15 protein-coding genes are annotated in these 13,682 nt (G+C 71.9%); 7 read left to right on the top strand and 8 right to left on the bottom strand.

Going from position 1 to position 13,682, the window contains the following annotated elements; all coding sequences use genetic code 11:
- Positions 1-66 precede the first annotated feature (66 nt).
- Together AB0D29_RS00715 and AB0D29_RS00710 are read left to right on the top strand one after the other, a co-directional pair.
- Positions 67-795: a hypothetical protein gene (locus tag AB0D29_RS00715; RefSeq protein ID WP_362851387.1), complete on the top strand. Its 729-nt coding sequence runs from the start codon at positions 67-69 to the stop codon at positions 793-795.
- A 102-nt stretch (positions 796-897) separates the two neighbouring features.
- On the top strand, positions 898-2,190 hold the full coding sequence (locus AB0D29_RS00710) for a M18 family aminopeptidase (protein WP_362799033.1): 1,293 nt from the start codon (positions 898-900) through the stop codon (positions 2,188-2,190).
- Positions 2,191-2,218: 28 nt separating this feature from the next.
- On the opposite strand, the gene AB0D29_RS00705 is transcribed toward AB0D29_RS00710, so the two are convergent.
- A complete protein-coding gene (locus AB0D29_RS00705) occupies positions 2,219-4,060 on the bottom strand; it encodes an NHL domain-containing thioredoxin family protein (RefSeq protein WP_362851385.1) in 1,842 nt (613 codons plus the stop codon).
- A gap of 122 nt (positions 4,061-4,182) precedes the next feature.
- Here AB0D29_RS00705 and AB0D29_RS00700 point away from each other — a divergent pair, with 122 nt between their 5' ends.
- Both AB0D29_RS00700 and AB0D29_RS00695 read left to right on the top strand, forming a co-directional pair.
- The gene (locus tag AB0D29_RS00700; protein WP_362851383.1) at positions 4,183-4,737 is read left to right on the top strand and encodes a Uma2 family endonuclease; all 555 of its coding nucleotides are present in this window, start codon (positions 4,183-4,185) and stop codon (positions 4,735-4,737) included.
- 29 nt (positions 4,738-4,766) lie between these two features.
- Positions 4,767-5,408 (top strand): MSMEG_1061 family FMN-dependent PPOX-type flavoprotein, encoded by a 642-nt coding sequence (locus AB0D29_RS00695; RefSeq protein WP_362851381.1) that lies wholly within the window; start codon positions 4,767-4,769, stop codon positions 5,406-5,408.
- Here the strand turns inward: AB0D29_RS00695 and AB0D29_RS00690 are convergent.
- The 3 genes from AB0D29_RS00690 to AB0D29_RS00680 all read right to left on the bottom strand — a co-directional run bounded on the left by AB0D29_RS00690 (position 5,399) and on the right by AB0D29_RS00680 (position 8,121).
- On the bottom strand, positions 5,399-5,926 hold the full coding sequence (locus AB0D29_RS00690; protein ID WP_362851379.1) for a DUF4240 domain-containing protein: 528 nt from the start codon (positions 5,924-5,926) through the stop codon (positions 5,399-5,401). The two genes, AB0D29_RS00695 and AB0D29_RS00690, sit on opposite strands and share 10 nt — an antisense overlap.
- A 107-nt stretch (positions 5,927-6,033) precedes the next feature.
- Positions 6,034-7,227: a transposase gene (locus AB0D29_RS00685; RefSeq protein WP_362851789.1), complete on the bottom strand. Its 1,194-nt coding sequence runs from the start codon at positions 7,225-7,227 to the stop codon at positions 6,034-6,036.
- Between the two features lie 90 nt (positions 7,228-7,317).
- Entirely contained in the window at positions 7,318-8,121 is an 804-nt protein-coding gene (locus AB0D29_RS00680) for a hypothetical protein (RefSeq protein WP_362851377.1), read from the bottom strand.
- A gap of 32 nt (positions 8,122-8,153) precedes the next feature.
- Between AB0D29_RS00680 and AB0D29_RS00675 the strand changes: the two genes are divergently transcribed.
- Positions 8,154-8,654, top strand: a complete 501-nt coding sequence (locus AB0D29_RS00675; RefSeq protein WP_362851375.1) for an LURP-one-related family protein — start codon at positions 8,154-8,156, stop codon at positions 8,652-8,654.
- 115 nt (positions 8,655-8,769) lie between these two features.
- Complete coding sequence (locus AB0D29_RS00670; protein ID WP_362851373.1) at positions 8,770-9,135, top strand: hypothetical protein; 366 nt, start codon at positions 8,770-8,772, stop codon at positions 9,133-9,135.
- A gap of 30 nt (positions 9,136-9,165) precedes the next feature.
- Here AB0D29_RS00670 and AB0D29_RS00665 read toward each other — a convergent pair whose 3' ends face one another.
- Together AB0D29_RS00665 and AB0D29_RS00660 are read right to left on the bottom strand one after the other, a co-directional pair.
- On the bottom strand, positions 9,166-9,753 hold the full coding sequence (locus AB0D29_RS00665; protein WP_362851371.1) for a GNAT family N-acetyltransferase: 588 nt from the start codon (positions 9,751-9,753) through the stop codon (positions 9,166-9,168).
- Positions 9,750-10,541, bottom strand: coding sequence for a carbon-nitrogen family hydrolase (locus tag AB0D29_RS00660; protein ID WP_362851369.1), 792 nt, complete (start codon positions 10,539-10,541; stop codon positions 9,750-9,752). The genes AB0D29_RS00665 and AB0D29_RS00660 overlap by 4 nt, the downstream gene beginning before the upstream one ends.
- A 150-nt stretch (positions 10,542-10,691) precedes the next feature.
- Between AB0D29_RS00660 and AB0D29_RS00655 the strand changes: the two genes are divergently transcribed.
- Positions 10,692-11,516: a maleylpyruvate isomerase family mycothiol-dependent enzyme gene (locus tag AB0D29_RS00655; protein ID WP_362851368.1), complete on the top strand. Its 825-nt coding sequence runs from the start codon at positions 10,692-10,694 to the stop codon at positions 11,514-11,516.
- A 122-nt stretch (positions 11,517-11,638) separates the two neighbouring features.
- Here the strand turns inward: AB0D29_RS00655 and AB0D29_RS00650 are convergent, their stop codons facing one another.
- Together AB0D29_RS00650 and AB0D29_RS00645 are read right to left on the bottom strand one after the other, a co-directional pair.
- Positions 11,639-12,934: an MFS transporter gene (locus AB0D29_RS00650; protein WP_362851788.1), complete on the bottom strand. Its 1,296-nt coding sequence runs from the start codon at positions 12,932-12,934 to the stop codon at positions 11,639-11,641.
- Between the two features lie 59 nt (positions 12,935-12,993).
- Positions 12,994-13,677 carry a GntR family transcriptional regulator gene (locus AB0D29_RS00645; RefSeq protein WP_362851366.1) on the bottom strand — a complete coding sequence of 228 codons (684 nt, stop codon included), beginning with the start codon at positions 13,675-13,677 and terminating at the stop codon, positions 12,994-12,996.
- Positions 13,678-13,682: the final 5 nt, after the last annotated feature.

Below are 13,682 nucleotides of genomic sequence, written 5' to 3'. Positions count from 1 at the left end.
GTCCGCCCCGGGGCCCCTGTCCTGCGGCTTTCCCCTATGTCAGTCGTTCATGGGACGCTCGTACGCATGAGTCCACAGGATCAGCACGGCAGCAGGGGGTACTCCGTCCCCACCGGGCGCCCGTACGCCCTCAAGGAGCTGCAGGCGAGCCTGGGCAGTCTCGGCGACCACCTGCGCGAGCTGTACGACGGCGCCCACCCCGCCGAGTACGACACCATCGCCGACGCGCTCTACGTGGCCTTCCAGACCGCCGCCGGACTCGCCCCCGCCAAGAGCTACACCGGCTGCTCCGAGCACCCCAACGGCGCCCTCGACCCCGAGGCGCCCGACGGCTGGGGCCGCTGCCTCATCTGCAACGACCGCCGCCGCCTCGGACAGCGCCGGCACGGCGGCCCCGCCGCCGCCCCCGCCGGTGAACAGCGCCGCCTCGGATACCCCGTACCGGAGGGCCCGTACACCCTCCAGGCACTGCGCGCGTGCGTGCGCACCATCGAGGACCAGCGGTTCCACCTGGGCCTGTCCTCCCCCGCCGAGGACTTCGTCCGCATCGCCGACGACCTCCACCGCGCCTTCATCGTCGCCCGCGAACTCTCCCGCCCCCGCAACGCCTCGGGCTGCTCCGAACACCCCGGTGCACCCATCGACCCCGACGCGCCCCCCGGTGAGGCCTGTATCTTCTGCGCCGGACGCAAGAGACGCGCGCAGCGCTCCCCGCAGACCCCGGAGATGCTCCCGCGCATCCGCCGGGGCGAGCGCAGACAACTGCAGCGCCGATTCGAGCGACCGCCGGGCTGAGAACCGACAAGGACCGCAGACCACCCACCCTGCGCACCCTGACCTCCGGCCATCCGTCGCAGTCCGGCCATGGCGAACACGACCGTCGTTAAGGTGAACCACATGAGCTCTCCCGCCCGCTTCGACCGCGGCCACACCGACGATCTGATGACCTTCCTGACGGCCAGTCCGTCGCCGTACCACGCCGTGGCCAACGCGGCGGAGCGGCTGGAGAAGGCAGGCTTCAGGCAGTTGTCGGAAACGGACGCCTGGGATGCGGGCACCGGGGGCAAGTTCGTGCTCCGCGGCGGTGCGCTCATCGCCTGGTACGTCCCCGAAGGCGCGGCCGCGCACACCCCGTTCAGGATCGTCGGCGCGCACACCGACTCCCCGAACCTGCGGGTCAAGCCGCAGCCCGACACGGGCTCCCAGGGCTGGCGGCAGATCGCCGTCGAGATCTACGGCGGCACCCTGCTCAACACCTGGCTGGACCGCGACCTCGGCCTCGCCGGCCGGCTGACCCTGCGCGACGGCAGCGAGCGCCTGGTGAACGTGGACCGCGCGCTGCTGCGCGTCCCCCAACTCGCCGTGCATCTGGACCGATCGGTGAACACCGACGGCCTCAAGCTCGACAAGCAGCGGCACATGCAGCCGATCTGGGGCCTGGGCGACGTGCACGAGGGCGACCTGATCGCCTTCCTCGAAGAGGAAGAGGGCCTGGAACAGGGCTCGGTGGCCGGCTGGGACCTGATGGTCCACTCCATCGAACCGCCCGCGTACCTGGGCCGCGACCGCGAGCTCGTCGCCGGCCCGCGCATGGACAACCTGCTGTCGGTGCACGCGGGCGTCGCGGCGCTGGCGGCGGTGTCGGGCTCCGAGAAGCTCGACCACATCCCGGTGCTGGCCGCCTTCGACCACGAGGAGAACGGCTCGCAGTCGGACACCGGCGCCGACGGCCCGCTGCTGGGCAACGTGCTGGAACGTTCAGTCTTCGCGCGCGGGGGCTCGTACGAGGACCGCGCGCGTGCCTTCGCCGGCACCATCTGCCTGTCCTCCGACACCGGGCACGCCGTGCACCCCAACTACGGGGAACGGCACGACCCGACGCACCACCCGCGCGCCAACGGCGGCCCGATCCTGAAGGTCAACGTCAACCAGCGGTACGCGACGGACGGCAGCGGGCGCGCGGTGTTCGCGAGCGCCTGCGAGCGGGCCGGCGTGCCGTGGCAGACCTTCGTCTCCAACAACTCCATGCCGTGCGGCACGACCATCGGCCCGATCACGGCCGCCCGCCACGGCATCCAGACCGTGGACATCGGCGTCGCGATCCTGTCGATGCACAGCGCGCGCGAACTGTGCGGCGCGGACGACCCGTACCTCCTCGCCAACGCCCTGGTGGCCTTCCTGGAGGGCTGACCCCCGGGAAGGCCCCCAGGGGCTCAGGTCACCCCTCCTCGTCCATCCCGGCGAGGACCAGGGGCAGCCGGGAGGCGCCGTCGGCGGTGACCCGGACGGGCACGCCCCAGTCCTGCTGGTGGACGTGGCAGGCCGGGTACTCGTTGGCGGGGTCGTCGTCGCACGAAGCCGCCATCGCGGAGACGTGCAGCACGCCCTCGGTGACCTCCGGGTTCAGCGCGAGCTCCCGGAACAGGTCGGTCCCGGCGCCCTCGCCCCCGGCGAGGAGCTCGGGCGGGGTCGAGGAGACGAGCAGCCGGGTGGACGGCCCGTAGCGGGTGTCGAGCTTCTGCCCGCCCGGCGCCTGGAACACCACGTCGAGCCGGAGCGTGCCGGGCGCCACCTCGGTGGCGGCCCGCTGCGTCCGGTGCGCCACGGACTCGACCCGGACGGCCTCCTCCGGGAGCCGCAGCCGGGTCAGCCGGTGCCGGGCCGACTCGACGACCACGATGTCGTCACCGACGAGCACGGCGTCGCTGGGCTCGCGCAGATCGGTGGCCAGCGTGGACACCTCTCCGGTGGCGGGGTCGTAGCGGCGCAGCGCGTGGTTGTACGTGTCGGACACCGCGACCGAGCCGTCGGGCAGGGCGGTCACCCCGAGCGGGTGCTGGAGCAGGGCCTGGCCCGCCTCCCCGTCCCGGTGCCCGAAGTCGAACAGGCCGGTGCCGACGGCGGAGGTGATCGCGTAGCCGGTGTCGGTGGGGTGGACGTACCGGAGGGCGCTGGTCTCGGAGTCGGCGATCCACAGCCGGTCCCCGGCGGCCGCGAGCCCCGAGGGCTGGGCGAACCAGGCCTCGGCGACGGGCCCGTCGAGCAGCCCCTCGTTGGTGGTCCCGGCGGCGACGGCGACGGTGCCGTCCTGCGGATCCCAGGTCCACAGCTGGTGCACACCGGCCATGGCGATCCACACCTTGCCCTGCCACCAGGCCACGTCCCACGGCGAGGACAGGTCCACCTCCAGGGCGGGGCCGGAGGTCGGCGAGCCCTGCCACCACTGGCGCCCGGTGCCGGCGACGGTCTCCACGTGCCCGGTGGCCGGGTCGTAGGTGCGCAGCGCGTGGTTGACGGTGTCGGCGACCACGACCCGGCCGTCGGGCAGCAGCGCGAGGCCCTGCGGCTCGCTGAAGCTGTCACCGCCGAAGCCGCGCTCGCCGGTGCCGATGCGGCGCACGACGCTCTCGCCGTCCGCCTCCAGCTCGACGAGCTGGTGCCTCGTGGTGTCCGACACGAGCAGGTTCCCGCTCGGCAGCAGCACCGCCTTCCCGGGGAACCGCAGGTCGCTCGCGACCGGCTCCGGCGCCACGTACGGCCCGTCCCCGCGCCGCAGCGTCCCCTTGGCCTCGTGCTCGGCCTCCAGCTCCTCGACCAGCTTCGCGATGGCGTGCGCGTGCCCCTCGCCGGCGTGCTGGGCGACGATGTACCCCTCGGGGTCGATCACGACGAGCGTGGGCCACGCCCGCACGGCGTACTGCTTCCAGGTCGCGAGCTCCGGATCGTCCAGCACGGGGTGGTGCACCTCGTACCGCTCGACGGCGTCGACGACGGCCGCGTGCTCGGCCTCGTGCACGAACTTCGGCGAATGCACGCCGATGATCACGACGGTGTCGCGGTGCTTCTCCTCCAGCTCGCGCAGCTCGTCGAGGACGTGCAGGCAGTTGATGCAGCAGAAGGTCCAAAAATCCAGGATCGCAATACGTCCCCGCAGGTCGGCGAGGGTCAGCTCCTTCCCTCCGGTGTTCAGCCAGCCACCCTTGCCGATCAGCTCGGGGGCACGGACACGGGCACGGCGGGGCGCGGGCGCAGGGGTGGGCGCCGGGGCAGCATCGTTCATCCTTCAAGCTTGCCATCCGGGTATGAACACCGGGTCACAGGTCCAGGAGCACCCGCGGGGGTGACGACCGGGGGTGGGAACCCGTGGGAGTCTGGTCACGGGAAGCAAGGGAGGCGTCCGGGATGACCACCGCGCACGACTACAGCGAAGGCGTAGATCCCGAGCGCGCGCTGAAGTACGCCGTCCAGCACCACAGCGGAGACCGCACCGAGATCGTCGAAGGGGTCATCAGCAACGTGACGCCGAGCTGGGACCACGAGAACGCGGCCGACGAGATCCGCGATCAGATCCGCCTGCGGGTCAAGGAACTGGGCTGCGTCACCGGTTCGGGCAACCTGGACCTTCCGGGTTCGTCGAATTGGTACATCCCCGACCTCGCCGTCGTCCCCAAGGCGCTGGCGAAAGGCGGGGGTGCTCTGCTGCCGGACCAGGTGCTGCTCGTCGTTGAGATCACCTCCGAGTCGAACGCCGAGACCGACCGGGTCGTCAAGCGCAAGCGGTATGCCGAGTACGGCGCCCCGCTGTACCTGCTGGTCGACCGGGTGGAGACGACGGTGACGGTGTTCGCCGGGCCCGGGCGGCTCGGGTACACGAAGGTGGACGGACCGCATCCGTTCGGGACGCCGGTGCGGCTGCCCGAGCCGTTCGGGATCGAGCTCGACACCAGCGGCCTCTAGCCGGTGATCAGCCGGTAGCGTGCTGGGGCGTGACGATATTCGACGCCCTGAACGCCACCGCCGTGCGGAGCACGGAACAGTTGCGCGAGTTGTACGAGGAGCCGGGGGAGATGGCCCGGCGCAAGACCGTGGACCGGATCCACGAGGCCGCGCGGGCGGTCATCGGGCGGTCGTCGCTGGTGTTCGTGGCCAGTGCGGGGGCCGACGGGACCTGCGATGTCACGCCACGGGGCGGGCCGCCCGGGTTCGTGGCCGTACTGGACGAGTTCACCCTCGCCGTCCCCGACGCCACCGGCAACAAGCGGCTCGACACCGCCCACAACATCGTGGAGACGGGCCGGGCCGGGCTGATCTTCGTCATCCCCGGCCGGGCCACCACTCTGCGCGTGAACGGACGCGCCTGCGTATCAGCCGACCCCCGGCTGCTGGAGCAGCTGACCGCCGTCGGCAAGCCGCCGCGCAGCGCGATCGTCGTGCAGGTCGAGGAGGCGTACCAGCACTGCCCGAAGGCGTTCCTGCGCAGCGGCGCGTGGCAGCCCGGGCAGTGGCTCGCCGAGGACGCCGTACCGAGCTCCGCCGAGGTCACCCTCTCCCACCTGGACATGCCGGATCTGACGGTCGAGGACATCCGCCGGCAGGAACGCGAGTCGCTGCTGTACCGCTACGAATAGGCGAAGAGGGTGCTCAGGCGGGGCAGGCGGGGGGCGAGTTCGGCCGTGTCGTCGAAGTCGAAGTCCCAGGCCGGATCGAGGGGCGGGTAGCTGATCGTGAAGGAGTCCGCCGGGAGTTCGCGGCCGGTGGCGGACTCGTAGGCGGTCCAGGCGATCGAGAGGGCCTCCTCGTCCCACAGTTCGTGGCCCTCGGCCGCGGCCTCGCGGACCGCCGGGTGGACCGCCAGGGAGTCCGGGTCGGCCAGGGCCGCTTCGAAGGCCGCCCGGCCCTGGGTGAGGAGCCAGCCGCGGAAGTAGTCGAAGCCGTCGTCCGAGCAGCCGCCGTTGATCACGTAGGCCGCGGCCCAGAGCGGGCTGCGGTAGGACTCCGCCAGCAGGTCCCACAGCACCTGCTGGGCCGCGGCTATCTCCGCCGCCGGACGGGCCGCCAGCAGCTCCGCCGCCCGCCCCGCCACCTCGTCCGCCGCCGTGCCCGCGCGGGCCGTCTCGATCAACTGCCAGAACGTCTGCTTGTCCATGGGAAAAGCCTGGCACCCGGCACTGACATCAGCCTGCGAAGGATTCCTGGAGGGAGTGGAGAGATCTTTTGACTTCCTCCCTTTCGTGGACGAAAGGGATTCCTACCTCACGCTGCCCGGCGGACCGGCGGTCCGTCGGGTCTTCCACGATCAGCGGTAGCCGGGTTGAGACCAGCCCGGACGAGCATGACGCGTGCGGAGTTCTTGTCCCTCGGGGATACGGCTCTGCAGGCGGTGCACGTGTACGTACGTTCCGACAGCGGCAATGCGTGCTTGGCTCTCGCTCCGCACCGTCCGCAGTCCATGGTCGTGTGCGCCGGGTGCACGAGGTACAGGCCCCGACCATGCTTGCGCGCCATGCTGATCAGCTCGCGCTTGGTCGCCGCGATCGCCGCGTCGGCAGCCTTACGCGCCATGGTCGACTTCGCCAGGAACTTCGGACGGAAGTCCTCCACTGCGAGCGCGTCGAAGTCCGTCACAACCTTCTTGGCCCACTTGCGAGCGGTGTCCTGGCGCTGCCGGGCGATCTTCTTGTGTGTCTTCGCGACCTGCCGCCTGGCCTTCCGGTACCCCTTCGACTTGGGTTGTCCGCGCTTCGGCTTCCGGCGCGCCATCATCCGCTGATACCCGGCCAGCTTCCCCGCCGCCTTCCTCCCGTGCCCGGGGTGGGGGAGGTCATGCTCATCGCTGGTGGTGGTCGCGGTCTCCCTCACACCCCAGTCAACACCGATCACCGCACCCGTCTCGGGGAGCGGCCGCACCTCGGCCGGAGCGACGAACGAGGCGTACCAGTGCCCGAGGGCGTCCCTGTAGACCCTCACGCTCGACGGATCGGCCGGCAGCTCCCGCGACCACACCACCGACAGAACGATGCCGCCTGCCAGATGCAGACGGCCGTCCCTCAACCGGAAACCACGACGGGTGTAGTTCAACGTCGGATCCGCGACAGTCTTCTTCTTGTACCGGGGCATCCCCGCCCGCCGCCACATGGGCAACCGGGTCTTGATGTCCTTCACGGCTTTGGCACGTGATGCAGCGAAGTTCCGGATGATCTGCTGCTGCGGAACCGACGCGCCCTCACGCAACCAGTCGTGCTCCGCGCGCCATCCCGTCAACATCCTGTCGAGACGGGCGGGCCCGCACTTCTCTTTGGCCTTGTACGCCGCCCTGGATGCTGCGACGGACTGGTTCCACACCCATCGGCACCGGTCCCACTCAGACAGCAGGGACGTCCGGGCTGTGGACGACACGCGCAGCCGGAAGGTGTATCGGGCGCGCCCGTCCTCCCCGACCTCCGCCATAGCGCCAACGTAGAGCCTCAGCTCATTCCTCACCCCGGAACCCCGCCACCCCACCCGAACGAGTGACCGACCGCCCCCGGGGACCAGAAATCAACCAGTGAAGCTGCGAAGCGACTGGGTCAGTGCCGCCACGAAGGTGTTCTGGACGTCCGCCGGGAGGAGGTCCAGGGAGAGGTAGGGGTTGAGGTCCTCCAGCTCGACGAGGAGCAGTTCGCCCGAGGGGGCCCGGCAGGCGTCGACGCGCTGGATGCCGTGGTCGAGGGTGTTCCAGTCGATGAAGGCGCGGGCGAAGGCCAGGTCCGCCTCGGTCGGGTCGTAGCGCTCCAGCTCCCAGCGGCGGGCCGGATCCGGCGCGTACAGCGCGTACTGGAAGGCGTCGTCGACGAAGTAGAAGGACACCTCGTACGCGAAGTCGATGCGCGGCTGGATCAGCACGGCCCCGGCCGGGCCGTCCGGTGTCGCGGTGAAGGTGAGGCCGATGGAGTCGGCGCCCTGCTTCGGCTTGACCGCGTAGGTGGGGACCTGCGGCAGCTCCGAGAGCCTCGCCGGGTCGTCGATCGTCGGGATGACCGGGTAGCCGGCGGCCGTCAGGTCGAGGAGGTACTGCTTGCCCGCCATGTCCGCGCGGCCGGTGAGGGGGTTGTAGACCGGCGTGCCGGCGGCGAGGGCGGCGGCGCGGAAGGAGTCGTAGGCCTCCTGGTAGTGCAGGACCGGGCCGCTGTTGCGGACGATCACCGCGTCGAAGCCGAGCGGGAGGAGCGCCTCCGCGTCCGCGGGGTGGCACAGGGCCAGGCCGAAATCGGCCCGCAGCCGGGAGGTGAGGAATATGTCCTCGTCGCAGTAGCGGCGGCCGCGCGCCGGGTAGGCCAGGTCGGTCACGTAGAGGAGTGGCATGGCGGAAACCTATCGCGGGCACTGATCAGCGCATGAAATACCTCGTACGGGACAAAGTGCTGGCCATCGGGGACGACTACTGGATCGAGGACCAGGACGGGCGCCACGCCTTCCTCGTCGACGGGAAGGCGCTGCGGGTCCGCGACACCCTGGAGCTGAAGGATCCGGACGGGCTGATCCTGATCACCCTGCGGGAGAAGATGCTCAGCTTCCGCGACACGATGACGCTGGAGCGCGACGAGCGGCGGCTCGCGGTGATCCGCCGGAAGCGGTTCTCCCTGCTGCGCAACCACTTCCGCGTGACCATGGCCGAGGGCACCGAGCTCGACGTCAGCGGGCGGATCCTGGACCGGGAGTTCAAGGTCGAGTACGACGGGGAGCTGCTCGCGCTGGTCTCACGGCAGTGGTACCGGGTCCGTGAGACGTACGCGGTGGACGTGGTCCGCGAGGACGCGGACGCGGCGCTGCTGATCGCGGTCGCGGTGTGCGTGATCCGGATGGTGGAGAAGGAGCGGGAGGACGGGCTCCCGTAGCCGAGCTGCCCGCCGGAGTGAGTACGCGTCCGTGGGGAAGTGAGCATGCGCACTCATGCCGGGGCCGTGGGGGAGGGCGAGGATCGTGTACGTCCCCGACGGTGAGGAGCCCACGGTGAACCCCAGCACGTACGCGGCCTTGTACGGCCCGTGGCAGCCGGCTAAGCCCACCCCCAAGGAGCGGCCCGCCGTCGCCGTGCTCGCGGCCCTGCTGTGGACGGTCACCGGCCTCTCGCTGGCCTGGCTGGCCAGCATCTTCTCCATCGCGCTCCTCTGGGGCGCGGCGGCCGGGCAGCCGGTGGGAGGCCTGCTGCTGCGTTTCGTCCTGGTGCCGGTGGGCGCGGCAGCGGTGCTCGCCGCTCTCGCCTTCGCCCCCGGCATCCGCCGGATGGCCGCGTCGAGCCGGCTGCTCCTCCTGGGCGCCCTGGCCTGCCCGGCCCCCACCGTCCTCGCGGTCATGGTCTGGCTGCGCACCCTCTGAGCCGGGCGGCCGGGCGGCCGGGCCCGCGCCCTACGGACCCGTCGGCGGGCCGCCCGGCACGGGCAGCACCAGGACGTCGTAGGCCGGGTGCCCGTCCCCGTACCGGGCGCGGCCGACCTTCCGGTAGCCCCACGTGGCGTAGGCCGTCCGCGCGGGTGCGGCCTCGGGGTCCGGGCGCACGGTCAGCGTGATCCGCTCGGCCCCCTGGTCCGCGATCAGGAGCCGGTGCATCGCGGCCGCGACGCCCTGCCGTCGCCAGGCCCCGCGCACGGCGAGTTCGGCCACGTTGAACGTCCGCCGGCCGTTCTCCTCGACGAAGGCGTCGTCGAGCGGCTCCTCCAGGGCCCGCCACCACCCGGTGTCCGCGGGCAGCCGGTAGCCGTACGAGAAGCCGACGAGCTCGTCGCCGTCCCGCGCCAGGACCAGCCGGAAGCCGTCCCGCACGGCCTGCCGCCCGGCGCGCACGCGGAAATCGGCGGCGTCCCGGGGGCCCTCGCGGTACGGGGGTTCCGCGTAGACCTCCTGGTAGACGCGTACGAGCGCGTCCAGCCCCCGTACCGCCTCCTCGGACCGCCCGATCCGCTCGATCCGCTCGTACGTCAGACCTGTGGTCGTCACGCCTGGCCGCCGCGGCCCAGGCGGCGGTCCTTCAGGGCCGGGAACTGCTCGCGGGTTTCGGCCACCTTGGCCGGGTCCAGGTCCACCGTGAGGACGGCCTCGCCCGGGCCGGCCTCCGCCAGGACCTCGCCCCACGGGTCCACCACCAGGCTGTGCCCGGCCTGTTCGACGCCCGCGTGGGTGCCGGCCAGCCCGCACGCCAGGACGTACGACTGGTCCTCGACGGCGCGGGCCCGGTTGAGCAGGGTCCAGTGGGAGCGGCGGCGCGCGGGCCAGCCCGCCGAGACGACCATCGTGGTGGCCCCGGCGTCGACCAGGCCGCGGAACAGCTCCGGGAAGCGCAGGTCGTAGCAGGTGGCGATGCCGAGGGTCTGCTCCGGCAGCTCCACCGTGGTCAGGGAGTCGCCCGCCGACATGAGCACCGCCTCGCCCTGGTCGAAGCCGAAGCGGTGGATCTTCCGGTAGGTGGCGGCCAGCTCGCCCGCCGGGGAGAGGACGAGGGCCGTGTTGTAGAGGGAGCCGTCCCCCGCGCGCTCCACGACCGAGCCCGCGTGCAGCCAGACCCCGGCGTCGCGGGCGGCCTTGGACATGGCCTCGTAGGTCGGGCCGTCCAGGGGTTCGGCCTCGGTCTCGAACTGCTCGTAGGCGAAGGCGCCGACGGGCCACAGTTCGGGCAGCACGACGAGGTCGGAGCCTTCCTGCTCCCGTACGAGCTCGGCCACGCGGGCACGTCGGGAAGTCACCGACTCGCCCTCGTTCACTGCGATTTGGATCAGCGAGGCGCGCACACTACCACCGTCCTGGCGTTCAAGCCGTCAACTCGGGCCTACGATCGTCACACGAAAGCACTGCCGGGGTGCTCACCGGCAGCGTAGTTTTGGAAACTGAGTCCACTGCTTCCGAAAACGCGCCACTGAACAGCACCGCGAGGGGTCCCGTTGACCGTCCATCCCAGCCTTCAGCCCTATGCCGACGCGTGGACGCACTCCATCGAGGCGATATCCGAGCTGGTCCTCCCCCTGACGGAGGGCGAGTGGAACCGGGCGACGCCGTGCCCCGGCTGGTCGGTCCGTGACGTCGTGTCACACATCATCGGCATCGAATGCGAGCAGCTCGGCGACCCGCGGCCGATCCACACGGTGGCGCGGGACCTGCGGCACGTGGTGGACGAGTTCAGCCGGTACATGGAGGTGCAGGTCGACGTGCGGCGTCACCACACCGCGCCGGAGATGACCTCGGAGCTGGAGTACACCGTCATCCGGCGCTCGCGGCAGCTGCGCAACGAGAAGCGGGATCCGGACACGATGGTGCGCGGTCCGCTGGGTGACCAGGTGACGCTGGAGCACGCGCTGCGGCTGCGCGCGTTCGACGTGTGGATCCACGAGCAGGACCTGCGGGCGGCGCTGGGCGTGCCGGGCAACTGGGACGCGCCGGGTGCGTACGTGGCGCGGGACATCCTGCTGGCCGGGCTGCCGAAGGTGGTGGCGAAGCGGGCGGGCGCGCCGGCGCACTCGGCGGTGGTCATCGACGTGCACGGTCCGCTGGAGTTCATGCGGACGGTGCGGGTGGACGCCGACGGCCGCGGCACGATCGACAAGACGCCGTCGCTGGGCCCGGCCGTGACGCTGACGCTGGACTGGGAGACGTACGTACGGCTGGCGGCGGGGCGGGTGCGGGCGCATTCCGTCGCGGACCGGGTGAAGGTGGAGGGCGACGCCGAGCTGGCGGAGGCCATCCTCACGCAGTTCTCCGTCACCCCGTAGGAACGCCGCCGCACGAGCCGCCGTACGGGCTCCCTACGGGACGTCGGGCGGGCCGGCTCGCGCCGCGGCGCGGCGGAACGCGGCTTCGGCGCCGCACTGGGTCATCCACCGGGACGGCGGCCCTACGGTCCTTCGCGCCCTGCGGCGTCCGGGAGGGGACACGCGCGGGACGCCCGCTCCGGTTCCGCCTCGCGGGCCAGTGCGCGGCGGCGCAGTCGGAGGATCTGGGAGACGCCCAGCGCTTCGAGGACGAACACCGTCGAGAAGGCGATGCGGTAGTTGTCGCCGGTGGCGTCGAGCAGCACGCCCACGGTGAGGAGGGTGGTCATCGACGCGATGAAGCCGCCCATGTTCGTGATCCCGGAGGCGGTGCCCTGGCGTTCCGGCGGGTTGGCGGGGCGGGCGAAGTCGAAGCCGATCATCGACGCCGGCCCGCAGCCGCCGAGGACCAGGCACAGGGTGATCAGCAGCCACATCGGCGCCGTGTCCCCCGGGTAGGCGAGGACGGCCGCCCAGAGGAGGGCCGTGAGGCCGACCGTGCCCAGGGCGAGCGGGATCCGCGCGGACTGGCGGCGGCCGACGACCTGGCCGTAGACCAGCCCGAGCGCCATGTTGGAGGCGACCACCAGCGTCAGCAGTCCGCCCGCGGTGGTCCGCGACAGCCCCTGCGCCTCCACCAGGAACGGCATGCCCCACAGCAGCAGGAACACCATCGCCGGGAACTGCGTGGTGAAGTGCACCCACAGGCCGAGGCGGGTGCCGGGTTCGGCCCAGGACTCGCGGATCTGCCGGCGGACGAAGCCCCCGGAGCCACGCTCCGCCGGCACCGGACCGTGCCCCTCCGGGTGGTCCCGCAGGAACAGCACCAGCGGCACCAGCACCACCAGCCCGGCCACCGCGCTCCCCGCGAAGGCCGCGGTCCAGCCGACGCCGTGCAGGACGGGGGCGAGGACGAGCGTGGAGACGAGGTTGCCCGCCATGCCGACCAGCCCGGCGAGCTGCGCCATCAGCGGCCCGCGCCGGGCCGGGAACCACCGCGTGCCGAGCCGCAGTACCGAGATGAAGGTCATCGCGTCGCCGCAGCCGAGCAGCGCCCGCGCGGCGAGCGCCATCCCGTAGGAGGGGGAGAGCGCGAAGCCGAGCTGGCCGACGGTGAAGAGCACCGCGCCCAGCGTCAGCACCTTCTTGGTGCCGAGCCGGTCGACCATCAGGCCCACGGGTATCTGCATGCCCGCGTAGACGAGCAGTTGGAGGAGGGAGAAGGTGGCCAGCGCCGAGGCGTTGACGTGGAAGCGGTCGGCGGCGTCGAGACCGGCCACGCCCAGGCTGGTACGGAAGATCACCGCCACGAAGTAGACGGCGACGCCGATGGACCATACGGCGACGGCCCGTCCGCCGCCGGGAGGGTCCTGGAACACCTGCGGCGCGGTCGCCCGCGCGCTCCCCGGCGCGGTCCCGCGCGCGGTCACCCGGGCGCTCACCGGCCCGGCCCCCGGACCAGTGCCTCGACCCGTCCGATGTGCCCGCGGACCGCCGCGGCGGCCGTGTCCGCGTCCCCGGCCCGCAGCGCGTCCAGGATCTCGGCGTGCTCGGCCAGGGTGCGCTCCAGACGGTCGGGGTGGGCGTGCAGCAGGGCCACGCCCATCCGCAGCTGCCGGTCGCGGAGCTGGTCGTAGAGCCGGCACAGGATCTGGTTCCCGGCGCTGCGCACGATCTCGGCGTGGAAGCCGCGGTCGGCGGCCATCATCGCGGCGAGGTCGCCCCCGGCGGCGTGCCGGCGCTGCTCCTCCAGCAGGGCCGCGAGCCGGTCCAGCAGGCCGGGGGGCGCCGGTACGGCCCTGCGTACGGTGAACTCCTCGACCAGCAGCCGGGTTTCGAGCACGTCCGTGATCTCCTGCGCGGAGACCGGCAGCACCAGCGCACCCTTCTTCGGGTACAGCTTCAGCAGCCCCTCGGTCTCCAGGCGCAGCAGCGCCTCGCGGACCGGGGTGCGGGACACCCCGACGGCCTCGGCGAGTTCGCCCTCGGTGAGGAGGGTGCCGCCTTCGTAGCGGCGCTCGAGCACCCCCTCCTTGACGTGCCGGTAGACGCGTTCGGCGGCGGTCGTGGGAGTGGTGGTGGGGGTGGCGGCGGTCTGGGCGGGGGGCGCGGCAAACGGCATGCACA

The organism is Streptomyces sp. NPDC048424 (genome assembly GCF_040651555.1).
Classification (GTDB): Bacteria; Actinomycetota; Actinomycetes; order Streptomycetales; family Streptomycetaceae; genus Streptomyces.
Note: the sequence above shows the minus strand (reverse complement) of the source record. Positions and strands in the feature narration are given on the sequence as shown.